Raw genomic sequence first — 23,542 nt, 5'->3', positions numbered from 1 at the left:
GGGGTACTAATTATCAATTGGTGTTAGTTTCTGGTAAAATAAGTGCCCGCACGAGGAGGAACAAAACACAATGAATCCCTTAGAACTACTCAAGAAATCAGATTCCCGGCTCTACGCTGAATTTGTAAAAGCACTAACGAAGGATCTCGGACTGAATGCCGGAAGTCTTCAGTGTCCAAACTGTAAAGCCCAGTTCAAAGTTTTATTTGAAAGCGAATCCGGAGCCGGAAAAAAATCAGGAAAAAAGAAAATGCCTAAGCCCGCGCGAGGATCTCTTTTTCAATTGCTGGTGGACCTTGCGCGTCTCCGAAACACAACGACTGGAACGATCAATCGCCAGTTTAAACAGACACAAAAACCGAGCAAGAAGTTATCTGTTCAAGAAATGAAACAACTAAAGATTGCCTGGGTCAAACAGGAAATTGAAAAAGCAAAGAAGGTAGCCTAACTTACTTTCAGTAATGGCACTTTCTTAAAAGGTCTTGCCGGAGGAGAGTTGCCTGATCAGATCTAAATCGGCTGCAAGGAAGTCGTAAGTGGTCAGACGAGAGGGTTCGACCCAGGCAAAGTCAGCACAATCGATTGCGCGCGCTTCCCCTCTCCGGTAGCGACAAACGTAAAAGAGCAGCAATACCGCGCGATCAGGATAGCGGTGATAGACAACCTCCGCTATCCGTTCAACCGCAATGTCCACATCCAGCTCTTCTTTGACTTCACGAACCAGGCAATCGCGTGGATCTTCTTCTGCTTCCAGTTTGCCGCCCGGAAATTCCCACTTCAAAGCGCCATGTTTGCCTGGTGGACGTTGTGCAATGAGAAGTTTCCCATCCCGGTAGATCAATCCCCCCACCACAATCAGCATATTCAGTAATGAGTCATGAACAATGAGTAATGAGTCTCCCGTTCAGTCTCATTGCTCATTACTCATTACTCTGGCGCTCCTCATCCCGGCGGCCAGGCAAGAGTTCTACCACCAAGCAGATGAATATGAATATGGAAGACAGACTGACCGGCTCCCGGATTCGTATTGCAAACAAGGCGGTAGCCGGATCCGCTGATGTGCCGGTCCTTTGCAATAGCTGTTGCGCTCAGAATGATTTCGCCTAGAAGCTGCGCATCTTCTTGTGTAGCATCGTTCAGAGTTCCTATGTGCTTTTTAGGAACAACGAGAATGTGTGTTGGTGCTTGTGGATTTAAATCTTCAAAAGCTACAACGTTGTCGTTTTCAAACACTATCTTTGATGGCACGGAACGATTTGCGACTTTACAAAAAATACAATTTTCCATCATTGTTCCTCAGAAAGATTAGCACAGTTTTTTGAACAGAAGAACGCAAAGCGCGCAAAGAAAGGAATTGTTTTATCTTTGCGTTCTTCGCGTCCTTCTGATTCAAAATCAAGAGATTCTTTCCACATCAGCGCCAAGGCCTCGCAACTTTTCCTCAATTCGCTCATAACCGCGATCAATATGATACACGCGCTGCAGCATCGTTACACCTTCAGCGACCAGACCGGCAATGAGTAAACAGGCGCTCGCGCGTAGATCCGTTGCCATTACACTGGCGCCGGATAACGGTGTCTTTCCATGCACATGAGCCACATGTCCCTGCACGATAATATGCGCGCCCATACGTCGCAGCTCAGCAACATGCATGAATCTGTTTTCAAAGATGTTCTCATAGATATTCGTTGTCCCTTCGGCCTGTGTCATTAATGCCATGTACTGAGCTTGCAAATCGGTTGGGAAATACGGATAGGGATGCGTCTCCACATCGGAGGGTTGCAACTGTGAGGGTGCCTCGATTGTGATCCAATCTTCACCGGTGTCAATGCTGCAACCATTTTGACGGAGTTTTTCAATTGCCGCAGCAAGATGTTGGGGCATGCATCGTTTCACCGTGATCTGGCCACCGGTCATTGCGCCGGCCATCAAGAATGTTCCAGTTTCTATGCGATCGGGAATTACGCTGTGTGTGGTTCCATGCAAGGCCGGTACGCCACGAATCCGCAGCGTGTCGGTATTATCCCCTTCGATTTGAGCTCCCATGCTGCGAGCGAGCCGGATCACATCTTCGACTTCCGGCTCCATGGCGCAGTTTTCCAGAATTGTCTCCCCTTCCGCGAGGCTTGCAGCCAGCAGAAGGTTTTCCGTGCCGGTTACCGTTACGTTTGCAAACCTGTAGCGCGCGCCGATCAGTTTCGGCGCGCTTGCAAGCACATAACCGTGCTCAATTCGGATCCGGGCACCGAGCGCTTCGAGTCCTGCTAGATGCAAATCTATCGGACGCGCTCCGATTGCGCATCCTCCCGGCATGGAAACAACCGCTTTTCCGAAACGCGCCACGAGAGGTCCTAGCACCAGGACGGATGCCCGCATTGTTTTCACCATGTCGTAGGGAGCTTCAAACAAATCGACATTGCGAGCTTGAATGGAAAGGCGATTCCCTTCCCACATCGTGTCGCAACCAAGGTGTTCCAGTAGCAGACGCATCGTTGCGACATCTTTGACGAGCCGGGGGACGTTATCCAGATGCACTGTGTCCGAAGTCAGCAACGCCGCGGCAATGCAAGGCAAAGCGCTGTTCTTGGCTCCGGAAATCGAGACTTCTCCTGAAAGCGGCCGTCCGCCGGCTATGCGAATTTTATCCATGCCCTTTACTAAGTAAGCAAATTTTTATGGAAGAATTGCAGGACGCGCGTTTCGTATTCACGTGCGTGATTCAGATAAACACCAAGATGTCCTACATTATCCGCGATCCACAACTCTTTTTCACCCGGCACGTTTTCGTAGATCTCGCGCGAATGATGGGGTGGAATCTTTTCATCGGCCCCACCGTGAATCAAGAATATGGGGCAACGCAGCTTCTTTGCAATCGCAGCAGGTTCAACTTCAGGAACCCAGAAACGATAAGCAACATAAAGCCAGCAGTAAGCAAGCCTGATGGAAAATTGGAGAACCGCTTCAGGACATCGCGTCATTTTACAGGCCCATTCTGTAGAAATCCTCGTTAAAGAGGAAAAAGGACTGTCCAGGATAATCGCGCGGATCTCTTCACATTCAGCTGCAGTCATCAATGCAATGGAGGCGCCCATAGACGCTCCCAGAATTCCTATGCGTCCCTGAAATCCTCCTTCGCGCAGGTATCGCACCGTAGCAAGTAGATCCTGCTTTTCATAATGACCGTAAGTTGTAATGGTTCCTTCGCTCTCGCCATGATTTCGAAAATCGATCAGGACCAGCAAGTAGCCTTCGCGAAGCAAGTACTGAACATAACGAATACCGCTATATTTGTCGTGAGCAAGGCCGTGGCAAACCAAAACTGCATGGCCATTCGGACGCGCCGGCTCCAACCTAAGCGCCGAAATCTGAATGCCATCAGAGCTTCGAAACCGGAAGGGATGAGTCGTGTACTCAGCTTCAGGAATGTAGCCGGTTAAGTCGGAGCTTTGATTTTTCTTCCGTTTCGGACGCAAGAATGTGTAATTGAAGTAAGCAGAGGCTGCGAGATTCGCAAGAAGAAAGGTGCCAGTCAGCCCCCCCAGAAACCAGGGCGCCGCCTTTTTCAGACGTCCTGACTCAACCTTCATGTTGTTACTCTAAATACTAGTGAGAATTGCTGTGCTTATCAAGGATCTCTGCTAGGTAAGTTGACAGAAGATTCTCTTTGAAGTTTACTACGGTGGGAGGACGAAGAGCCATGAGAGACCACAAAATCTGGATTCTACTATTCTGTGCACTTTTTACGGCTTCACTGACGCAAGCGTTACAACCGAAAGATAAGGGCGGTTTGAAGGAGTTTTTCAAACCGGAGCTTGTGATCACAAGCAGTCATGTTCCGGTAGAAGATACATTGTTGAATCTTACTAATTCTGCTGAGTGGACCGGATTTTTCACGAAGCACGGGCGCGAGGTTCGCGGTTTCATCGATCCGCGTTCCGGCGCTGCCACAAACATTCTGGGAGCCATTCCGTTGATTCCCGGAAAGGGACACGGAAACAAGACGAGTCTTCAGGATGTTTCTTCACGAATCGGCTACCCGGTCTCTTCCATAAACAAGAAAGTAATGAGGGATTTGATCAGAACTTGGATCCATGAAAATCACGGGGTGCTCGACATTGATGTCCAGCAGCTCGGAGATATACGGGCTGAAGAAATCCATGCGGATCTGTGGCAGATCAGTATTCAGCAACTTTCAAACGGCGTCAAAGTACGCGATGGCAGGATTGGCGCTACCGTCAGTCATGGCAATCTCATTTTGATAGGCACGGAAAGCTGGGGCAATGCACGAACCAGCACTCATCCAAGAATTAGCGCAGATCAAGCTTTGCAAAAAGGGTTTCAATACGCGGGCGGAAGGATGGCTCAGGATGAACTCCTGAAGCAACCGGAGTTGGAACTGATTCCCTACGCGCCCGAAGTGAAGGGCGGAGCGAAAGGTTACAAGCACTACTTAGCTTGGGTTTACACTTTCCGCAGACTTCCCGAACAAGCAGTCTGGGAGGTTTTGGTAGACGCGCACTCCGGTGAGCTACTCGCTTTTCAGGATAAGAATCAGTACGTTTCTCAGCAAATCACAGGAGGTGTCTATCCTCTCACCAGCACTGAAATCTGTCCGACTAATGACACATGCGGAACAATGCAATCCGGATGGCCGATGCCGTGGGCTAACACCGGGCTAGCTTCGCCAAATAATTTTACAAATAGCGCAGGTCTTTTTAATTACACCAGCGGTACAGTTACGACAACCCTGGCCGGGCAATACGTCCGAATCGTCGATTCATGCGGAGCGATCACCGCAAGCGCTTCCGGAAGTATCAACCTTGGAGGCACAAACGGCCAGCATGATTGCACGAGTGCAGGATTCTCCGCGGGAAATACAGCAGCATCCCGTTCTGGCTTTTATGAAGTGAACAAACTTGCAGAACTGGCCCGTGGATGGCTTCCCGGAAACACATGGTTGCAAAACCAATTGACAGCGAATATGAATCTCAACAATACATGCAATGCATTCTACAGCACACTCAACGGAACGATTAACTTCTATCGAAGCGGTGGAGGTTGCAGAAACACGGGAGAAATGGCCGGCGTCTTCGATCACGAATGGGGACACGGACTGGATGATAATGATACCAACGGCTCACTCAGCAATTCCAGCGAAGCATACGCCGACATTGCCGCAAACTACCGTTTACAAGCGTCTTGCGTTGGGCACGGCTTTTTCTGGACCTCCAACAAAGGCTGCGGTAACACGGCTGATGGAACCGGATTCAATCAGAATGAAGCTCAAACGGGTGCTTCGCATTGCGATCTGGACTGTTCCGGTGTGCGCGATGCAGACTGGGACAAACATGCGAATCACACTCCTGATACTCCGCAGAACTTTGTTTGTGGAAGCTGTTTGTCCAGCTCAGGACCTTGTGGAAGACAGGTGCACTGCGCTGCTGCGCCTTCCCGCCAGGCTGCGTGGGATTTGGCTGCGCGCGATCTGACATCGGCGCCTTTTAACTACGATACACAGACTGCCTTTGCAGTAGCCAGTAAGATTTTCTATCAAGGCAGCGGAAACATTGGATTGTGGCACGCGTGCGATTGCACAGCAGGAACTTCGAACGGATGCGGCAGCACGAATGCATACATGCAGTGGCTTGCTGCGGATGACAATGACGGCAACATCAACAATGGAACACCGCACATGACCGCGATTTTCAACGCATTCAACCGGCACAACATTGCCTGCGCAACTCCTTCACCGGTAAATTCCGGTTGCAGTGGAGGTCCGACTGCTGGACCGACAGTCAATGCAACGCCGGGAAACAATCAGGTCGCGCTTTCGTGGAATTCGATTTCCGGAGCAACACGGTACTGGGTGTTCCGAACGGAAGGTCATGCGGGCTGCGATTTTGGCAAAACGTTGATTGCCGAAGTGACCACGCTGAATTACACAGACACTCAAGTTGCCAATGGCCGTACGTACTATTATTCTGTTGCGGGCGCGGGAACTTCCAGTGCTTGTTATGGCGTGCTCAGCGCATGCGTGAGCGCAACACCAACGAGCGGCGGTTGCACGCTGCCAGGAACGCCTTCACTGGTGAGCCCTGCCGACGGCGCGACGAATCAATCCACGACACCGCTTCTGGATTGGTCGGATGCCAGCGATGCATCAACGCACGAAGTACAGGTGGCAACCGACTCGGGATTTACAAATGTTGTACGTTCCGCAACGGGTCTTGCTACCAGCCAGTGGACGGTTAGTCCAGCGCTCAGTAACAGCACAACCTACTTCTGGCGCGCTCGCGGGGTGAACGCCTGCGGTAACGGTACTTATTCCACTTCACGAAGCTTCACAACCGTTGCTGCACCGGTTGGAGATTTCACGCTATCTTGCAGTCCAACATCGCTCACCGGACCTCGCGGAAGCTCTCGCACGAGCACGTGCACCATTCAGGCGATCAGTGGTTTCAACAGTCCAGTAACTCTCTCCTGCTCCGGCTTGCCGGCAAAAACTTCTTGCAGCTTCAGTCCGAACCCGGCAAATCCCAATGGTGGATCGATCAACAGCACCTTAACGCTGACAATTCAGAAAGGCGCTCCGGTCGGCACCTTTAATTTCCAGGTGAACGGCACCGGTGGCAGCCAGAGTCATTCGCAAGCAATGCAAGTGACGATAACGCGAAGATAGGTTAGACTAACGAATTCGGAGGGGGCATCCTGAGAGGTGCCCCCTCTTTTGTTTTGGAGGTGGCTCGAACGAATGGAAAAGAATATCAGAATCCTCATTCTGGAGGACAATGAGGCTGATGCGGAACTGATCGAGCGGGAGTTGCGCAAGGCAAAAATTGAATTCCTCGCCAAACGAGCAGAAACGCGCACCGTATTCCTCCGCGAAATCAGCTACTTTAAACCAGACATCGTTCTGTCCGATTATGTGATGGCTGGTTTTTCAGCAAAGGATGCTCTGGATCTTCTAAAACAGTTTGCTCCTTCTGTTCCTTTGATCGTCGTTTCCGGATCGATTGACGATCAAAAAGCTGTGGATATCGTTCACACCGGCGCAGCCAACTACGTAACCAAGGGGCATCTCTTCCGCATTGTTCCAGCGGTAATCGATGCGCTGGCAAAAAAACGATTGCGCGAAGAACGGGAACGCGCCGCCGATAAGCTTCTGCAGAGTGAACAACAGTATCGATTGCTATTTGAAGCAAATCCGCAGCCTATGTGGGTTTTCGATGTGGAAACGCTCGCTTTCTTAAACGTAAACTCCGCGGCCCTTACTCAATACGGATACACAAAAGAAGAATACTTTTCGATGACGATCAAAGACATACGGCCGCCGGAAGATGTTCCCCTTCTCATCGACTACATAACCAATCGCCCCAGCCAGCCAAGAAGCAACCTTAGCTGGAGGCACCGCAAAAAAGATGGGACCATTATCGATGTTGAGGTTGCGTCGAATCCGATTCTGTATGAAGGAAAAGCGGCAAGGCTGGTGGCTATTCGCGATATCACGGAAAGAAAGCGAAGCGAAGCTGCTCTGAAGGAATCGGAACGACGATTTCGTGAAACACTGGAAAAGATCCAGCTCATCGCAGTAACTCTGGATTTGCAGGGACGGGTCACTTTTTGCAATAGTTTCCTTCTTCAATTGACCGGTTGCAAATCGGATGCGATCATGGGAAAAGATTGGTTTGAAGTATTCTTTCCCCCCGAGAACAGCGACAAAGCCCGCAATGATTATCTGCAGAGTCTCAGTCAGGGCGCTCTCAATCTGCACCGCGAAAATGAGATTATAACCAGGAACGGCGCGCACAGAACCATCCTCTGGAATAACACACTCCTGCGGGACATTGATGGTGCGGCAATTGGTGTCACCAGCATTGGCCAGGACGTCACAGAACAGAAGTGGGCGGAAGAAGCTTTGAAGAAATCAGAGCGGCGATACCGGGATCTCTTTGAACGGAACCTGGCCGGCGTTTACCGGACGACGATGGATGGCGTGATTCTTGATTGCAACGACGCGTACGCAAAAACGCTTGGTTACAGTTCAGTGGAAGAAGTAAAAACTCACAAGGCTCTCGATTTCTATCATCATCCCCGCAGAAGAGAGAGTTTCTTGAATAAGCTGAATGAGCACCATGTGCTGACAAATGTTCAGTCGCTTTTGAAAAAGAAAGACGGTAGTCCACTCTGGGTTTTAGAAAACGTGACTATTGTTCCGGATGAAAAGGGCTCGGAATTGATCGAAGGCACGATGATGGATATTACCGAATGGAAGCTCGCTGAAGAACGCCTTGACTATCTGGCGAATTACGATCAGATAACGGACCTGCCGACCCGGCTGTTGTACACGGATCGTCTCAAACAGGCAATGATCGACGCATCCAATCACGCCAAGATTGTGGCTGTGATGCTGGTGGATCTGGATCGTTTCAAAACCATCAACGATACTCTGGGTCACGATGCGGGGGATTTACTTTTGCGCCAGGTGGCTCAGCGGCTCGCAACCACTGTGCAAGCTGGAGATACGGTAGGTCGGACGGCGGGGGATGAATTCACCATTATTCTTCGAGACCTGGAAAATGTGCAGCAAGCTGCCGACATGGCGCAAAAAATTCTCACAACGTTCGAAAAACCGTTCCGGTTGGAGCACCAGAATTTCTACATCGGAGCCAGTATCGGTATTACTCTGTATCCGCTGGATGATCACAACATTGACAGCCTGTTTAAGAACGCAGAAACAGCGATGTACAAAGCAAAACAGGAGGGCCGGAACAATTACCAGTTTTATACAGCGGAAATGCAAGTCACTCTATTGAAGCAATTGTCGCTGGAAAACCATTTGCGCAATGCGCTGGAACGCAAAGAATTCTTGATTGATTATCAGCCGAAAGTGAATCTTCGGAACGGCATGATTGTAGGCGCCGAAGCTTTATTGAAATGGAACCACCCACAGCTTGGACTTGTTTCGCCGGCTCAGTTTATTCCGCTGGCCGAAGAGACGGGGTCGATCACAAGCCTGGGAGAATGGGTCCTGCGAAACGCATGCGAGCAGTGCAGGAGCTGGCAGCTTCCTAATCATTCGCCCATCAGGGTTGCAGTGAATCTCTCCGCTCATCAATTCAAACAACAAAAACTGACGGAACGGATCGCATCCATTTTACAGGAGACCGGTTTGATGCCGCAGTTACTAGAAATTGAAATCACGGAAACGGTGTTGATGCAAAGCACTCCCGAAACAATGCGAAGAATTGGAGATTTGAAGTCACTGGGGATTCATATTTCTATCGATGATTTTGGAACTGGGTTTTCTTCATTGAGTTACTTAAAACAGTTACCGATTGATTCTTTGAAGATCGATCAATCCTTTGTCCGCGACATCCCGGCGGATTCAAACGATTCTGCAATAACACGCGCCATCATTGTACTGGCACATACTTTACAGCTGAATGTAATTGCAGAAGGTGTTGAGACGCAGGAACAGCTTCAATTTCTCCTTTCGGAAAACTGCGATGAGATGCAGGGCTTCTATTTCAGCCGTCCGGTTCCAGCCGTGGAATTTGAAAGCTTGCTCCGCAGCAATACTCGCTTGATGGTCAAGTAATCAAAATAACGTGGGCGCCCGCCCGCTTTCGCCCCTATCCAGAAGAAACAACACCCGAAAAAATAACAGTTTAACGGCTACAGATGCATCCCGTACTTTCGGAAGGTTCGTCATCGCTCTAATGAGTGGCAGAGAGAGCACTAAACTCCTAGAATTTGTAGGAGTACAAACAGCGCTGCGGTGCTGCGGATCAGTTCAAACGATAAGACAAGAGGACGAATTACAAATAGGAGGAATCGATGAAGACGATCTTGCATACTGTTGATATCGATGTTCCGCCGGCGAAGGTCTTCGAAGCCCTTTCAACAGAACGAGGGCTTTCCGGTTGGTGGACACCCAAAGTCAAGCTTGATCTACGAATTGGTGGGACTATAGCGTTTACTTTTGGAAAGACCTTCAATCCTGAAATGTTAATCACTTCACTTGAGAAACCGAACTTGGTTGGGTGGAAGTGCATAGCTGGACATGGGCCGTGGCTCGAAAACACTTTTCGTTTCGAAATTGAGCCTCGTGGGAGTGGCTGTGTTCTTTTTTTTCAGCAGGAATACAGCCAAGAACTGAGCAACGAAGAGTACGGGCGGTACAATTTCAACTGGGGCTATTATCTGGAAAGCCTCCGACTTTTAGTCGTTACTGGAACCGGCAAGCCTTATATGGCTTCCACAGTGGCCGACAAGAAAACTGTGGTTGAACGCTTCGTCGATGAATACAAGAACCGCCATAACCCGAACATCGTTGACGATCTCGTATCTGAAGATTGCAAAGTTCACATCCCTTTACCCGGCTTACCGCAAGGCCGCGAAGGCATGCGAATCAATGGTGAACTAATGTGTGGAGCGTTTCCTGATGTTCATGTTGAACGCGAATTCTTTGTTGTCGATGGCAATATTATCGTTGAGCGAGCAAATGCCGTTGCAACTCACAAAGGTGAGCTGCTCGGGACCCCGCCAACAGGTAAGAAAGTTACCTGGTCCGAATTACACGCCTACCGCGTTGAAGGTAGCAAGATCACAGAGGTCTGGTCGGAGGCAGATTTTATGGGAGTCATGCTTCAAATTGGCGCGGTAAAGTTTCCCGCTGCTTAGAGCCACTCAGGACGCTAGCTTGAAGTGATTGGTTTGTTCGGGAATATGACTTTCTGAAGAACCAAAACTCTGGGAATGCCCCTTTGATCCTTCCTTATCTCCTGCACTGTGAATTCCGGAAACGAATCAACCAATTTTTGCAGTCTTTCTGATTGTCCGAAACCAATCTCCATCACCAGATAACCGCCAGGCTTCAACACAGCAAGGCTTTGCTGCATCACTTTTCCATAAGATTCTTCCAGCGATTCCACATGCAGAGCAATCTTCGGTTCCCACAGAGTTTCAGGAGGTAATTCCCCGTACTCTTGCGTTTCCACATAAGGTAGATTCACTGTAATGACTTCAAAAGTGGCAGGCCGAAAACAGAGAACTGTGAAGTCTCCGCGAACAATCTGAACATTCCCTCTTTGATTCTGCCTGAGGACCGGAATCGCCTTCTCCGAAAGCTCGAGTCCGACTGCAAAACTATCCTTTATCTCCAGAGCCAGAGTGACCGGAATGTTTCCGGAGCCGGAACCCAAATCCAAAAAAACCGGCCTTTCTTTTAACTGCAGACTCTTCACAGCTTGAATGATTTCTTCGGTTTCAGGACGAGGAATCAATACAGATTCATTGACATGGAATTCCCGTCCGAAGAACTCCTGCGTGCCTTCCAAATACGCCAGCGGGTAATGCGTGGCCCTTCGCTCAATCAAGGCAATAAAACGGGAGAGCTCCTGATCAGACAATTCCCGTTTCAGGTCCGAGTAAACCTTGCTGCGAGGTTGTTGCAGCGCTAGAAGCAGGAGTCGTTCTGAATTCCAGCGTGCCTGATCCACGCCCTTTTCTTGAAGAGCTTCTTCGCCATACAGAATCGCCTGTTGAATCGTCATGACCGCTTCTGATTCTATCAAAGTCGTTTGTATGGATTCTGCACAAAAGTGTGTGGTTGGCTTACAGAAGTCCTTGGCTAAACAACCGAAATCTAGAAGGAAATGACTCTGGCACGTTTCTTGTCATTGCTAATGCCATGAAAATTGAATCCTCCGGAATATGTCAGCGGTCTGATCGCGTTTCTGGAAAAGAACTATGATGCAGCAACCGAACGGGCTCAGGCTGCTGAAAAACGGTTTCCCTGACCAAAGGATTATTTGAGAGAATGAATGGCGGAAATCCTCTTGCCTCCTTCGATCGAGCAATTCAATACAAAAAACAGAATCTGCAAGTCAATCCGAACTCTTCCATCTGCACGACAACATTGCTGCCTATTACATTTCCAAAGCATCCTATAAATCGGAAACGGGCTTGAATCCGGAAATTGATTTTGAAAAGGGTATCGAACACTTTCTAAAGTCGGCCCAGATCAACAATAAGAATCTTATTACTGTATCGAATCTAGCAAGCACGTACATCCTAAAAGGAGATTATGAGAGTACCAAAGGACAGGACCCGATGAGATCCTTCGAACGGGCGGTTGAATATTCTCAACAGGCGCTACAGATTGATCCCAATGATTCTTATTCGTTTCAAGCACTCGGTGAGGCGAGAGCAATGCAGGCAAAATGGATGGTGACGAGCAAAGGATCTCCTGAATCCTACTTTCAATCAGCTAATGAAAATTTGGAAAAAGCGATCGAACTTTGGCCCGAGTTTACTGAAGCAATTCGAACTTTTGCCGAAATGTATCGCTGGAAAGCCGAATGGCATCTTCAGCGAAATGAATCGGCGAAGGAAGATATTCGGCAGGGACTGGATGCTGTTGAAAGGTCTCTCAAAATATTCTCAGAGTCTGCGGAAGGACACGCAAAGAAGGGTTTATTGTTGCTGTTGCGCGCTCGCTCGGAATCGCTGTTGAAAAAAAGATTGGAAGCGGCGCGGCGGGCAAAAACGAGCTTGGAAGAGGCATTTCGAATCAACGCCAATCTAAAAGGGAAATATGCTTCGTATTTGGGACAAGCACAAGAAATATTAAAGTCATCGGTGCGTTAAGCCCCGGGTTCTTTTCCCCTTGAAGGGGAAAAGAACCCGGAGATGCTTCGCCTTTCTTTAAGGCTTTTCTGATCTCTTTCCTTTTCTCCGTTTTTCTATTCGGTTGATTTTTTGGGTTCTACAGTGACACGAAGAAGGTTATTACTTGAGTCAAGCTCTAACAAAACACGATCACCCTTCTTTAACTCGTTGTGAGTAATATTCTTTTCTTCTTTCGAAAATGATGTCGTGTCCGTAAAAGTAAACTCCTTCTCCTCGTTGGTCGTTTCAACCTTAAGGGTCATCATCATTTTCTTGTGGTCGATTTTCGCTATTGTTCCCTGGACTTGCGTGTTTTGCTCAGTTGCGGCCGGCTGGGCAGTTTCGGTCGGTTGGGCGGCCGGCTGATTCGTTTCGGGCGGTTGCTCACTGGACTGAGCCATGACAAAGCAAACAGATGCCATCAGAAAGGCAAAGATTAGTAATGATTTTTTGAACATCGAGCACCTCCTTAGAAAGTGTTTGAATAAATGAACACAAAATTGGCGGTGAAATTCTCTACTGCTTTTGACGCAACTGATGTTTAGTTAATTGAATTACTGAAGCTTGAAAGTTTATGTTACGGAATTTGACGACAAAAGAGTGTCGGACGAGCGTCAAAAATTTGTAACGACATCAGACAAAACGATGTCGCGAGCATCGCTACGAATTCACCGGCTCCTGGAGATCAATCCTGTGTCCAAGTCTCTATAAACTCGCCAGTTTGCAGCTGGCGGCGTCCATCAGTGTCGATAGTGCTTGAAAATATCACCGGCCGGACATTTACGAAAATCATAGGGATTCCACGTGCATAATTCATATCCGGACCATCCGTAATCTGAAAGTGCAAGTGAGGCTGATAACCATCGCCTGATAACCCGATCTGCGCAATCAGCTGGCCGCGCTTCACTTCATCACCCTTCTTTACGCGGATACTTCCCTGCTTCAAATGCGCAAAAGAGGAATACTCCTCCGCTTCATGCTGAACGATAACCTGATTCCCTCCAGTTGCATAAGGTCCAAATACTTCTTTAACATGCTCCATCTCTTTTCCAACATTTCGCCGCCGTGATGTTCAGACTCAAGGAGATTCTTTCCGGCCCATATCTCTACCAAAACCTCATTCAGCTGCACCGCTCCCTCACTGTCGTTGATGATCGCGAGATTTTGAATCTGCAAGTTTGCGATTCCAAGGAAACGGTTATCCTGGGCAAGATATACATAATCGCCCGGAGCAAAGCGGATTTGGAGGGCCTCCGATGATAAGGCAAATACTGTCAATCCCATTAGAATGAGAGCGATTCGTCTCCATCGATTATCAGACATGCAGACCTCCACCTGTATGAGATGGACTTAGTTTGTGCCGAAATGGTTGTACTGTTTCAAGCGGTGACGAGTTTTTTCAGGGCTTCTGCTTGAAAATGTGTGCCTAAGGCTGTGGTGATTTCATCGAGATCCCCTTCCATGATTCGGTCGAGCTGATAGAGGGTGAGGTTGATTCGATGATCGGTCAAACGATTCTGGGGAAAATTGTAAGTGCGGATTTTTTCACTTCGGTCCCCGGAACCTACCTGAGTTTTCCGGTTGTTCGCGATCGCATTTGCTTGCTCCTCTTGAGCAAGCTGATACAGACGAGACCGCAAAACTTTCAAGGCCTTTGCCCGGTTCTTGAATTGAGATCGTTCATCCTGACAGCTCACAACCATTCCGGTGGGCAAGTGCGTAATTCTTACGGCTGAGTGCGATGTATTGACGTGCTGTCCTCCAGGACCACTCGCGCAAAACGTATCGATCTTCAGCTCTGATTCCTTGATTTCTACTTCTACTTCTTCTGCTTCCGGCAGGATCGCAACAGTCACCGCGGATGTATGAATCCTTCCGCTTCCTTCTGTCACGGGAACCCGCTGAACGCGATGAACACCTGACTCATGCTTCAGAATACTGTAAACTCCCCGGCCTTCTACGTTGGCAATAATTTCTTTGAAACCACCCAGGCCTGTCGGATTGCTGTCAATGACACCGATTCTCCATCCTTTACGTTCTGCAAACTTCGTGTACATACGATATAGCTCAGCCGCAAAGAGCGCAGATTCTTCCCCGCCCGTTCCGGCACGAATTTCAAGAATGACGCCTTTTTCATCCAGAGGATCCTTTGGCAACAGCATTTGCTGCAGCGTTTGTTCCAACTCTGTCTTCTGGGCTTCCAGCCGCTCCAACTCCTCCCGCGCCATGGTTTGCATTTCCAGGGAATCTTCCTGATGGAGAAGTTCTTTGGTCTCGGCTATCCCGCGCAGGATAGACTTGTAGCGACGGAACTTATTAACAATCTCTTCCAGTTCCGATTTCGCTTTTGCGTGCTTTTGATATTTCTGGTAGTCAGTAGCTATTTCCGGATTGGAAAGAAGATCGTTCAGCTCCTTGTATTTACCTTCGAGCTCTTCCAATTTCTGTATCATGGTCTTATTTCACCGCAGAGAACGCTGAGATCGCAGTGTAAAATTTGAAATTTCTCTGCGGTCTTTGCGTTCTCTGCGGTTAAAAAAAGGTCAGGAAGCTTCGGCGGTTTTGTTTTTCTTGTAGCGTTTCTGGAATCTTTCGACGCGTCCTGCCGTATCCAGAAGTTTTTGCTTGCCTGTAAAGAAAGGATGGCATTTCGAGCAAATTTCAATGCGGATCTCTTTCTTCGTTGCCCGCGTTACAAAAACTTCACCACAGGCGCAAATCACTTTCGCTTCCGTATACACGGGATGAATACCTTTCTTCATGGATCTCTCCTAAACGGTCAAAATAGTATAAGCATCTCGGGGAAAAAGTCAAAATGAGACAGGGCCGCAGACGAGACGTCCGCGCTACTTTTCCCTAAACAGCTGACGACATCGAAGCCAGGAACTCCTTATTATTCTTGGCTTTACCCATGCGGTCAACGAGCAATTCCATTGCTTCCACGGACGACAGTGGAGACAGAACCTTACGGAGGATCCAGACCCGGTTGAGCTCTTCAGCAGGAAGCAGCAATTCTTCTTTTCTGGTTCCTGACCGGTTGATGTCGATTGCAGGGAAGATTCTCTTGTCGCTGAGTTTCCGATCAAGGTGGATTTCCATGTTCCCGGTGCCTTTGAATTCTTCAAAAATGACATCATCCATTCGGCTACCGGTATCCACCAGACACGTTGCGACAATCGTCAAGCTTCCCCCTTCCTCGATGTTTCGCGCAGATCCAAAGAACCGTTTCGGCCGCTGCAGCGCATTTGCGTCGATACCGCCGGACAATACTTTTCCGCTGGAGGGAATGATCGCGTTGTTCGCCCGGCTCAGTCGCGTAAGACTGTCCAGCACGATCACAACATCCCGTTTGTGTTCCACCAATCGTTTCGCCTTCTCGATTACCATATCAGCCACCTGAACGTGACGTGAGGGCGGCTCATCAAATGTCGAGCTGATAACTTCGGCATCTACACTTCGTTGAAAATCGGTAACTTCTTCGGGACGTTCATCGATCAGTAGAACGATCAACACAATTTCAGGATGATTCGTGATGATGCTCTTGGCAATCGTTTGCAACAGCATCGTTTTCCCAGTTCGTGGAGCCGCAACAATCAAGCCTCTTTGTCCTTTTCCTAAGGGAGTCAGAAGGTCCATGACTCTTGCTGAAAGATTGTCCTGAGCGGTTTCCAGGCGGATTCGTTCATGCGGATAGAGAGGGGTCAGGTTATCAAAAAGTATTTTGTTCCGCGCCTCGGTCGGGTGTTCAAAATTGACTGCCTCAACCTTGATCAAAGCAAAATAACGCTCGCCATCCTTAGGTGGTCTGATCTGACCCGAAATTGTGTCTCCTGTGCGGAGATTAAACTTACGGATCTGTGAAGGCGAAACATAAATGTCATCCGGCCCCGGAAGATAGTTATAATCCGGCGCGCGCAGGAATCCGAAACCCTCCGGCAGGATCTCCAAAACGCCTTCCGCGAAAATCAAACCTTCTTTTTCTGTTTGAGCTTTCAAGATCTCAAAAATGAGCTCCTGTTTCCTCATACTGCTCGCGCCCGTGACATTCAATTCTTTCGCCATCTGGCTGAGCGTTGCTATATTCATTTCTTTTAATTCAGCTATGTTCATAACTTTCTCCGGTCTCGGTAGGGGCGACCCCAGTGGTCGCCCGTCAAGGGCGGGGACAGGCCCCGCCCCTACGACTTCAATTGATCTAAGGTTATCTCGATTTCCCGCTTCCCTTCATTTGTTATATTGGAAGCAAAAATGATTGCAGCTCCAGGAAAACTGATTGCAGCCTGTTTTTGGGTTGCGTTTCGTTCTTTCTGGTTGAGCTTGTCAGATTTGTTTAAAACGATTAAATGTTTTACCCCGCTGGACTTCAGCCACTCGTGTAACTCCATGTCTGTCGACATAGCGGGATGCCTCGAATCTACGATTTGGATCGCGTATTGAAAATGATCTTCATTCAAAAAATGATCCACCAATCTCTGAAATGTTTTCCTCTGCACTTTGGAGACTTTTGCAAAACCGTAACCAGGAAAATCTCCAAAGACCCACCTGTCCTTTACCACGTACAGATTCAGCGTTTGAGTTTTGCCCGGTGTTTTGCTGACTTTCGCAATTTTTGTACCTGCCAGAAGATTAATCAGTGATGATTTGCCAACATTAGATCGTCCGAGAATAGCAACTCTGGGTTGCCTCTGCTCCGGCAATGTGTTCGGCGCCACGAAACTGCCCAGAAAAACAGCGCTCACAGAATCCTACTGAGGAAGCGAACTCTCCTTCTTGACACTCTTTCGCTTCAAAACTTCTGTTCTTGATTTCCTTTTCCGTTTCACAGGAACGGGATTGGTCAATGCGATGGGAAGAACTTCATCCATCGTATCCACAAGCCTGACATGAAGTTTTTTTCGGACTTCCTGAGGGATCTCCGAAAGATCTTTTTCATTTTTTCTCGGCAGAATAATTGTCGAAACGCCTGCCCGGTGCGCCGCCAAAATCTTTTCCTTCACTCCTCCAATGGGAAGCACTTTGCCGCGAAGCGTGATTTCACCGGTCATCGCAACGCTGTGTTTTACCGGATTTTTTGTCAGCGCCGAGATCAGTGCAGTCGCCATGGTGATCCCCGCAGATGGACCATCCTTTGGAATTGCGCCCTCCGGTATATGCACATGGAAATCCAGATGCTGGTAGAAATCACCGGATACTCCAAGCTCTCCCGTTCGCGATCGGATATAACTGAGAGCTGCGCGCGCGGATTCTTGCATTACTTTACCCAGTTTTCCGGTTAACATTAATTTGCCTTTCCCACGCATCAAAGTGGCTTCTGTAAAAAGTAATTCACCGCCCGTTTCCGTCCAGGCAAGTCCGGTTGCCATGCCAATTTCATTTTTCTTCTCGCGGTCCTGATCACGGAAACGTTCGACTCCAAGCAACTCTCCCACAACTTCCGGATCGATTGACTTTTGATGTGAATCCTTCAAAGCAATTTTCTTCGCGATTTTACGGCAGATGGAAGCAATTTCCCGCTGAAGATTTCTTACTCCGGCCTCTCTTGTAAAGTGGCGGATCAAATACTTAATTGCACTTTCTTTGAATTGGATTTTATACGCGGTGAGGCCATGAATCTCCAGCTCTTTAGGAACCAGGAACTGCAGCGCAATCTGGACCTTTTCTTCCTCGGTATAACCGGGAAGCTGAAGAATTTCCATTCTATCATAAAGAGGCGCCGGAATATTGTATGGTACGTTTGCTGTTGCAATAAACATCACGCGCGACAGGTCGTACGATGTATCCAGATAGTGATCCAGAAAGCTTTTGTTTTGCTCAGGATCCAGCACTTCTAGCAGAGCGGAGGAGGGATCTCCCCTGAAGTCCATGCTCATCTTATCGACTTCATCCAGCAAAAATACCGGATTGATGGTGCCCGCGCGTTTCATCATTTGAATGATCTGACCGGGAAAAGCGCCGATGTAAGTCCGGCGATGTCCGCGAATTTCAGCTTCATCGCGCACGCCTCCCAGAGAAAGTCGCACAAACTTTCTGCCTGTCGCCCTGGCGATCGAGCTTGCGAGAGATGTTTTACCGACGCCCGGCGGTCCTACAAAACAAAGAATAGTTGCCGCTTCTTTTTTCTTGGAAAGTTTCCGGGAAGCAAGAAACTCGATGATCCGCTCCTTCACTTTATCGAGTCCGTAATGGTCATTCGCGAGAATCTTCTGCGCGCGTTTTAAATCATCGCTCTCCGAGGACTTCTCACTCCAGGGAACACCGAGCAACCAGTCAAGATAATTGCGTGTTACCGTGGCCTCTGCCGACATGGATGGCATCATCTGCAATTTGCGCATCTCCTGAGTTGCTTTCTCACGCGCATCTTTGGTGAGCTTCTTGGTTTCAATCTTCTTGCGATACGTCTGTATCTCTTCCTGGAAAGCGTTCTCTTCGGATTGACCCAGCTCACGCTGGATCGCCTTCATCTTTTCACTCAGATAGTATTCGCGCTGGGCTTTCTCCATCTGCCGTTTCACGCGTTTGCCCAGTTTCTTCTCCACTTTGATTTGATCCATTTCCGACTTCAGCAGCTCCAGAACGCGATTCAAACGCTCCGAAGGATGAATCGTTTCCAGAAGATCCTGTTTTTCAGGGAGATCGAGTTGCAAATAGGCAACAACGATATCAGCAAGCCGTCCCGGATCTTCCGATTTTTGGGGAAGCATCCTTTCAGCCAGCAAGTTTGGAGAAAGTCTGGCATAACGATCGAGGAGGTTCAGCAGCTCTTCCATTCGCTGAGAAAGATCAGCATCCACATCCGACCGTCTCGAAAGCAGTTTGACATGAACGGTAAAGTAATCGGAAAGATGCGCATCCAAAACGCGCGCACGTTCCAGACCCTCGATCAATACTTTGACGTTTCCGTCATCGCATCGCAGGCTTTCAACAATCACACCGACCGTGCCAACGGAATAGATGTTGTCCATTCCCGGACTGATTGTTTTTGCTGAATGTTGGGCAGCAAGAAATATTTTACGATCACCGGCAAGAGCCGTCTCCAGTGCTTTTAAAGATTGCTCACGTCCAACGAGAAATGGCATGATCATTCCAGGGAAAAGGACGGCATCCCTGAGTGGAATCATCGGCAGAGTGATCACTTCTGCTCTTGGTGTTTGGGTTTTTTCAGTCATCTTTATTGTTTGGGATAAGTACGGTAGAGCTCAGTGTGCTCTGCGTTCTCTGCGGTTAAAACTAAACAGCTTTTTCGATCAGCGTGATCGGTTTAGCAAAATTCAGGACAACGTCCTTTGTAATCACGCACTCCTTAACGTTCTTTTGCGAAGGCAAATGATACATGAGATCCAGCATCAAGTCTTCTATGATCTGCCGGAGCCCGCGTGCGCCCATTTTACGCTTAATTGCCATTTCAGCAATCGTTCGAACCGCTTCGTCCGTGAACTTCAGAGCCACTCCGTCAAAATCCAACATCGCCTGGTATTGTTTAACGAGGGCATTCTTGGGCTCGGTCAAGATCTGGATCAGGGCAGCCATATCAAGATCATGCAACGAAGCAACCACCGGAAGTCTTCCGACAAATTCCGGAATCAACCCGTACTTGATCAGATCTTCCGTCTGCACTTGCTCGAGAACAGTTCCCACATTTTTCGTTCCTGCCGGCGGAATATTTGCCCGGTAACCCAAACTCTTCTTTCCCGTTCGGCGCTCTACAATTTTATCCAGCCCGACAAACGCCCCACCACAAATAAACAAAATATTCGTCGTATCGATTTGATAGAATTCCTGATGTGGATGTTTTCTTCCGCCCTGAGGGGGAACGTTCGCCACAGTGCCTTCTAGAATCTTGAGCAATGCCTGCTGAACCCCTTCGCCCGAAACATCCCGCGTGATGGATGGATTCTCATCCTTTCTCGCGATCTTATCGATCTCGTCAATGTAAATAATTCCTTTTTGAGTCTTTTCCAAATCGCCATTTGCGTTCTGGAAAAGCTTCAAAATGATGTTTTCAACGTCCTCGCCAACATATCCAGCCTCGGTCAATGTCGTGGCATCGACAATCGCAAACGGTACATTCAAGCATTTGGCCAGCGTCTGAGCCAGCAAAGTCTTTCCCGTGCCGGTGGGTCCAATCAAAAGAATGTTGCTCTTCCCCACTTCAACGTCGAGCTTCTTTTTCACAAGCTCGATCCGTTTGTAATGATTGTAGACGGCAACAGCCAATCTTTTCTTCGGTTGCTCCTGGCCGATTACATATTGATCCAGAAATGTCTTGATTTCCGAGGGCTTCATCAGGCTCGATGAGGGAGCGTTCCGGTTGAAGACATTCTCCTCTTCGATCAGCAGATTCCTGCAGGCTTCAATGCATTCATCGCAGATACAAACGGAGGGGGAACTGGCAATCAAACGGCGCACGTCCTCCTGCCTTTTGTGGCAAAAGGAACATCGGAGAACTATTCCATCGTTGTTGTTTCTTCTAACCATAAGTTAAGGCAGGATATGGAACTTACCCGAATTCCAAACCTAATAATAAATTGACGCTTTTCAATTGTCAATTTGAACCGCCAAGACGCCAAGTTATTAATCTCTTCTTTTCGAAACGGAACGTTGTGCGATGACTTCATCTATCAAGCCATATTCCTTTGCATGTTCAGCCGTCAGAATGAAATCTCTATCACAGTCTCTTTCCAAACGCTCTTTCGATTGCTTCGTATGGTATTGCAGGATGTCTATGATCCTTTCCTTCATGCGAAGAATTTCCTGGGCTTGAATATGAATGTCAGAGGCCTGTCCCTGAAACCCGCCAAGAGGCTGATGCAAAATAACGCGCGAATTCGGGAGCGCCAGACGCTTCCCGGGTGATCCGGCAGCCATCAACACGGCCGCCATGCTGGCGGCTTGACCGATCGCGATGGTTGAAATATCGGGACGGACAAATTGCATGGTGTCATAAATCGCCAGTCCCGCAGTGATCGAACCTCCGGGCGAATTGATATAGATTTGAATATCCTTTTCGGGATCTTCTGCTTCCAGAAACAAAATCTGAGCGATCACCAGATTGGCAATTACGTCGTCTATTGGTGTGCCGATAAAAATGATGTTGTCTTTGAGAAGGCGGGAAAAAATATCATAACCTCTTTCTCCGCGGTTCGTCTGTTCGACAACAATCGGAATCCATTGACTAATCGAATCAGGAATTTTCATTGTGTTTCTCGCTTTCTTTCCCAATATACTCAATTTGGGCGTTATCAATGATGAAATCCGCAGTTTTTGACAGCAAAATCCTGTGTTTCAGCCGGTCCATTCGCTCTTGCTCTTTCATCATCTCCGCTTTTACCGCTTCAGGAGCTCTGCGCTCCTGCTCGGCGATTAGTTGAATACGCTTTTCGATATCTTCTTCTGTGACTTCAATATTCTCAGCGCGCGCGATCGCTTCCATGATCAGCGATCCGCGAACTGTATTGTCCGCCTGACGGGTGAAACGAGCGCGAATCTCATCCCATTTCAACTCGGGATCATCCAGGTTCATCCTGCGCTGATGAAGTGAATAAGCATAATGTTTCATTGCCGATGCAGTCTCCTCGTTTACTAGACTTTCCGGAACCTCGAAAGGATTTTCTTCAATCAGTTTTCCCAGTGCTTGATCCTGGAGCTGTCCGCGCTGCTGACTGGTTTTCACTTGAGTCAGATCTTTCTTGATTTTTTCGCGGAGGTCGGACAACGAGGTAAAATCTCCAAGATCCTTTGCAAATTCATCGTCAATTGCCGGCAACCGTTTTTCGTTAACGTTTTCCACATCGAGTGAATAATGGATTGTTTTCCCGGCAATGGACTTTTCCGGGTAATCCGCTGCATAGACGGCATCGAATTCCACGTGCTCTCCGGCTTTCTTTCCCGAGACGTGCTCATTGAACGCGGGATGATTCTCTTCCGAACCGATTTCAATGAGCGTGCGATCATCGAATAGCTTCTGTTTCTTGTCCGTATCAAGAGTTGCCTGCACTTTTGCCGACACAAAATGTCCTTTATCCGCCGCAGTGTCTTCAAGAGGGATGAGCTCCGCTGCCCTCTGTTGATAAGATTTCAACATGGAATCGACTTCTTCGTCTTTAATTTCCACCGGCAAAGTTTTTAAAGGAAGTCCTTTATAGTCCTTCAACTCGATTTTGGGTTTTGTTTCGACAGTGACCTTGAAAACAAAAGGAGAACCTTCGGTATAGAGAACATCGTGAATCTCGGGCTCTGAAATGACTTCAAGCTCGTTTTGAGAAATGGCATCTTTGTAAGCTTCCGGCACCACATGCTGAATCACTTCATCTTTTATGTGCTGAGCGTACTTGTTCCGGATCAGACTTTCCGGGGCTTTGCCAGGCCGAAAACCAGGAATGCGCGCGTTCTTTGAGATAAGTCGAATCGCTTGTTTGATGTGCTTATCAACATCTTCCCAGGGAATTTCGAAGTGGATAACCTTCTTTACATCAGTAACGTTTTCAATTTCAGTCTTCAAAAAAGCCCTCCAACTTGCCTCTCGTTCACCGCAGAGAGCGCTGAGGACGCAGAGAAAAAAATACGAGATTTTTTCTGCTTTTTCTCAGCGATCTCTGCGTTCTCAGCGGTAAAGTAGCGAGATAAATTTAACACCCGCCTCGGAGATTGTCAAAAAAAGCGATGGATAGCAGGTTTCAAGCGAATCCGCAATAGTGTGTGCTTTTCTTCGTAGCCTTCCACAACAAATGGTGGATTTGATTATGCAAGTTAGGCACACTTTTAGATCAAATCGCAAAGACGCCGTAATCATCACGCGTTCAGGGCAATCGCAATTCGGAATTTGCCGTTTTTCCACAATTTCTGTGTAAAACTTGCCGCGACAGTTCCGCTC

The 23,542-nt window shown here is 48.3% G+C and carries 21 protein-coding genes; 5 read left to right on the top strand and 16 right to left on the bottom strand.

What is annotated here, in order from left to right:
- Positions 1 to 70: 70 nt before the first annotated feature.
- Positions 71 to 448 (top strand): hypothetical protein, encoded by a 378-nt coding sequence (locus tag L0156_18920; GenBank protein ID MCI0605064.1) that lies wholly within the window; start codon positions 71 to 73, stop codon positions 446 to 448.
- A 24-nt stretch (positions 449 to 472) separates the two neighbouring features.
- Here the strand turns inward: L0156_18920 and L0156_18915 are convergent, their stop codons facing one another.
- The 4 genes from L0156_18915 to L0156_18900 form a co-directional block, all read right to left on the bottom strand.
- Positions 473 to 862 (bottom strand): (deoxy)nucleoside triphosphate pyrophosphohydrolase, encoded by a 390-nt coding sequence (locus L0156_18915; protein MCI0605063.1) that lies wholly within the window; start codon positions 860 to 862, stop codon positions 473 to 475.
- An 80-nt stretch (positions 863 to 942) separates the two neighbouring features.
- On the bottom strand, positions 943 to 1,287 hold the full coding sequence (locus L0156_18910) for a histidine triad nucleotide-binding protein (GenBank protein ID MCI0605062.1): 345 nt from the start codon (positions 1,285 to 1,287) through the stop codon (positions 943 to 945).
- A 108-nt stretch (positions 1,288 to 1,395) separates the two neighbouring features.
- Positions 1,396 to 2,649 (bottom strand): UDP-N-acetylglucosamine 1-carboxyvinyltransferase, encoded by a 1,254-nt coding sequence (gene murA / locus L0156_18905; GenBank protein ID MCI0605061.1) that lies wholly within the window; start codon positions 2,647 to 2,649, stop codon positions 1,396 to 1,398.
- Between the two features lie 8 nt (positions 2,650 to 2,657).
- Positions 2,658 to 3,587 carry an alpha/beta fold hydrolase gene (locus L0156_18900; GenBank protein ID MCI0605060.1) on the bottom strand — a complete coding sequence of 310 codons (930 nt, stop codon included), beginning with the start codon at positions 3,585 to 3,587 and terminating at the stop codon, positions 2,658 to 2,660.
- A gap of 110 nt (positions 3,588 to 3,697) precedes the next feature.
- Here L0156_18900 and L0156_18895 point away from each other — a divergent pair, with 110 nt between their 5' ends.
- The 3 genes from L0156_18895 to L0156_18885 all read left to right on the top strand — a co-directional run bounded on the left by L0156_18895 (position 3,698) and on the right by L0156_18885 (position 10,683).
- Complete coding sequence (locus tag L0156_18895) at positions 3,698 to 6,679, top strand: PepSY domain-containing protein (protein ID MCI0605059.1); 2,982 nt, start codon at positions 3,698 to 3,700, stop codon at positions 6,677 to 6,679.
- Between the two features lie 72 nt (positions 6,680 to 6,751).
- Positions 6,752 to 9,598 carry an EAL domain-containing protein gene (locus L0156_18890; GenBank protein MCI0605058.1) on the top strand — a complete coding sequence of 949 codons (2,847 nt, stop codon included), beginning with the start codon at positions 6,752 to 6,754 and terminating at the stop codon, positions 9,596 to 9,598.
- Between the two features lie 239 nt (positions 9,599 to 9,837).
- Positions 9,838 to 10,683: an ester cyclase gene (locus L0156_18885; protein MCI0605057.1), complete on the top strand. Its 846-nt coding sequence runs from the start codon at positions 9,838 to 9,840 to the stop codon at positions 10,681 to 10,683.
- Between the two features lie 14 nt (positions 10,684 to 10,697).
- Here L0156_18885 and L0156_18880 read toward each other — a convergent pair whose 3' ends face one another.
- Positions 10,698 to 11,555 (bottom strand): peptide chain release factor N(5)-glutamine methyltransferase, encoded by an 858-nt coding sequence (locus tag L0156_18880; protein ID MCI0605056.1) that lies wholly within the window; start codon positions 11,553 to 11,555, stop codon positions 10,698 to 10,700.
- Positions 11,556 to 11,967: 412 nt separating this feature from the next.
- Here L0156_18880 and L0156_18875 point away from each other — a divergent pair, with 412 nt between their 5' ends.
- A complete protein-coding gene (locus L0156_18875; GenBank protein ID MCI0605055.1) occupies positions 11,968 to 12,651 on the top strand; it encodes a hypothetical protein in 684 nt (227 codons plus the stop codon).
- A gap of 95 nt (positions 12,652 to 12,746) precedes the next feature.
- Here L0156_18875 and L0156_18870 read toward each other — a convergent pair whose 3' ends face one another.
- From L0156_18870 to tig, 11 genes are all read right to left on the bottom strand, one after another.
- Positions 12,747 to 13,130 (bottom strand): hypothetical protein, encoded by a 384-nt coding sequence (locus tag L0156_18870; GenBank protein ID MCI0605054.1) that lies wholly within the window; start codon positions 13,128 to 13,130, stop codon positions 12,747 to 12,749.
- A 227-nt stretch (positions 13,131 to 13,357) separates the two neighbouring features.
- On the bottom strand, positions 13,358 to 13,714 hold the full coding sequence (locus tag L0156_18865) for a M23 family metallopeptidase (GenBank protein ID MCI0605053.1): 357 nt from the start codon (positions 13,712 to 13,714) through the stop codon (positions 13,358 to 13,360).
- Positions 13,615 to 13,995, bottom strand: a complete 381-nt coding sequence (locus tag L0156_18860) for a hypothetical protein (GenBank protein ID MCI0605052.1) — start codon at positions 13,993 to 13,995, stop codon at positions 13,615 to 13,617. The genes L0156_18865 and L0156_18860 overlap by 100 nt, the downstream gene beginning before the upstream one ends.
- A gap of 56 nt (positions 13,996 to 14,051) precedes the next feature.
- Complete coding sequence (gene prfA / locus L0156_18855; protein MCI0605051.1) at positions 14,052 to 15,125, bottom strand: peptide chain release factor 1; 1,074 nt, start codon at positions 15,123 to 15,125, stop codon at positions 14,052 to 14,054.
- A 90-nt stretch (positions 15,126 to 15,215) separates the two neighbouring features.
- A complete protein-coding gene (gene rpmE / locus L0156_18850) occupies positions 15,216 to 15,434 on the bottom strand; it encodes a 50S ribosomal protein L31 (GenBank protein ID MCI0605050.1) in 219 nt (72 codons plus the stop codon).
- Positions 15,435 to 15,528: 94 nt separating this feature from the next.
- Positions 15,529 to 16,782, bottom strand: coding sequence for a transcription termination factor Rho (rho, locus tag L0156_18845; GenBank protein MCI0605049.1), 1,254 nt, complete (start codon positions 16,780 to 16,782; stop codon positions 15,529 to 15,531).
- A 68-nt stretch (positions 16,783 to 16,850) separates the two neighbouring features.
- Complete coding sequence (gene yihA / locus L0156_18840; protein ID MCI0605048.1) at positions 16,851 to 17,411, bottom strand: ribosome biogenesis GTP-binding protein YihA/YsxC; 561 nt, start codon at positions 17,409 to 17,411, stop codon at positions 16,851 to 16,853.
- Between the two features lie 6 nt (positions 17,412 to 17,417).
- Entirely contained in the window at positions 17,418 to 19,838 is a 2,421-nt protein-coding gene (lon, locus tag L0156_18835; GenBank protein ID MCI0605047.1) for an endopeptidase La, read from the bottom strand.
- A gap of 61 nt (positions 19,839 to 19,899) precedes the next feature.
- Positions 19,900 to 21,147: an ATP-dependent Clp protease ATP-binding subunit ClpX gene (gene clpX, locus L0156_18830; GenBank protein ID MCI0605046.1), complete on the bottom strand. Its 1,248-nt coding sequence runs from the start codon at positions 21,145 to 21,147 to the stop codon at positions 19,900 to 19,902.
- A gap of 96 nt (positions 21,148 to 21,243) precedes the next feature.
- Positions 21,244 to 21,867, bottom strand: coding sequence for an ATP-dependent Clp endopeptidase proteolytic subunit ClpP (gene clpP / locus L0156_18825; GenBank protein ID MCI0605045.1), 624 nt, complete (start codon positions 21,865 to 21,867; stop codon positions 21,244 to 21,246).
- Positions 21,854 to 23,170: a trigger factor gene (gene tig / locus L0156_18820; GenBank protein ID MCI0605044.1), complete on the bottom strand. Its 1,317-nt coding sequence runs from the start codon at positions 23,168 to 23,170 to the stop codon at positions 21,854 to 21,856. The genes clpP and tig overlap by 14 nt, the downstream gene beginning before the upstream one ends.
- Positions 23,171 to 23,542 lie beyond the last annotated feature (372 nt).

This window comes from bacterium (assembly GCA_022616075.1).
Lineage (GTDB): Bacteria > Acidobacteriota > HRBIN11 > JAKEFK01 > JAKEFK01 > JAKEFK01.
Note: the sequence above shows the minus strand (reverse complement) of the source record. Positions and strands in the feature narration are given on the sequence as shown.

What these genes read in the sequence shown, in the direction of transcription:
- L0156_18920 (MCI0605064.1), top strand. Translation starts at nt 71, where the DNA reads ATGAATCCCTTAGAACTACTCAAGAAATCAGATTCCCGGCTCTACGCT.
- L0156_18915 (MCI0605063.1), bottom strand. Translation starts at nt 862, where the DNA reads ATGCTGATTGTGGTGGGGGGATTGATCTACCGGGATGGGAAACTTCTC.
- L0156_18910 (MCI0605062.1), bottom strand. Translation starts at nt 1,287, where the DNA reads ATGGAAAATTGTATTTTTTGTAAAGTCGCAAATCGTTCCGTGCCATCA.
- murA (MCI0605061.1), bottom strand. Translation starts at nt 2,649, where the DNA reads ATGGATAAAATTCGCATAGCCGGCGGACGGCCGCTTTCAGGAGAAGTC.
- L0156_18900 (MCI0605060.1), bottom strand. Translation starts at nt 3,587, where the DNA reads ATGAAGGTTGAGTCAGGACGTCTGAAAAAGGCGGCGCCCTGGTTTCTG.
- L0156_18895 (MCI0605059.1), top strand. Translation starts at nt 3,698, where the DNA reads ATGAGAGACCACAAAATCTGGATTCTACTATTCTGTGCACTTTTTACG.
- L0156_18890 (MCI0605058.1), top strand. Translation starts at nt 6,752, where the DNA reads ATGGAAAAGAATATCAGAATCCTCATTCTGGAGGACAATGAGGCTGAT.
- L0156_18885 (MCI0605057.1), top strand. Translation starts at nt 9,838, where the DNA reads ATGAAGACGATCTTGCATACTGTTGATATCGATGTTCCGCCGGCGAAG.
- L0156_18880 (MCI0605056.1), bottom strand. Translation starts at nt 11,555, where the DNA reads ATGACGATTCAACAGGCGATTCTGTATGGCGAAGAAGCTCTTCAAGAA.
- L0156_18870 (MCI0605054.1), bottom strand. Translation starts at nt 13,130, where the DNA reads ATGTTCAAAAAATCATTACTAATCTTTGCCTTTCTGATGGCATCTGTT.
- L0156_18865 (MCI0605053.1), bottom strand. Translation starts at nt 13,714, where the DNA reads ATGGAGCATGTTAAAGAAGTATTTGGACCTTATGCAACTGGAGGGAAT.
- L0156_18860 (MCI0605052.1), bottom strand. Translation starts at nt 13,995, where the DNA reads ATGTCTGATAATCGATGGAGACGAATCGCTCTCATTCTAATGGGATTG.
- prfA (MCI0605051.1), bottom strand. Translation starts at nt 15,125, where the DNA reads ATGATACAGAAATTGGAAGAGCTCGAAGGTAAATACAAGGAGCTGAAC.
- rpmE (MCI0605050.1), bottom strand. Translation starts at nt 15,434, where the DNA reads ATGAAGAAAGGTATTCATCCCGTGTATACGGAAGCGAAAGTGATTTGC.
- rho (MCI0605049.1), bottom strand. Translation starts at nt 16,782, where the DNA reads ATGAACATAGCTGAATTAAAAGAAATGAATATAGCAACGCTCAGCCAG.
- lon (MCI0605047.1), bottom strand. Translation starts at nt 19,838, where the DNA reads ATGACTGAAAAAACCCAAACACCAAGAGCAGAAGTGATCACTCTGCCG.
- clpX (MCI0605046.1), bottom strand. Translation starts at nt 21,147, where the DNA reads ATGGTTAGAAGAAACAACAACGATGGAATAGTTCTCCGATGTTCCTTT.
- clpP (MCI0605045.1), bottom strand. Translation starts at nt 21,867, where the DNA reads ATGAAAATTCCTGATTCGATTAGTCAATGGATTCCGATTGTTGTCGAA.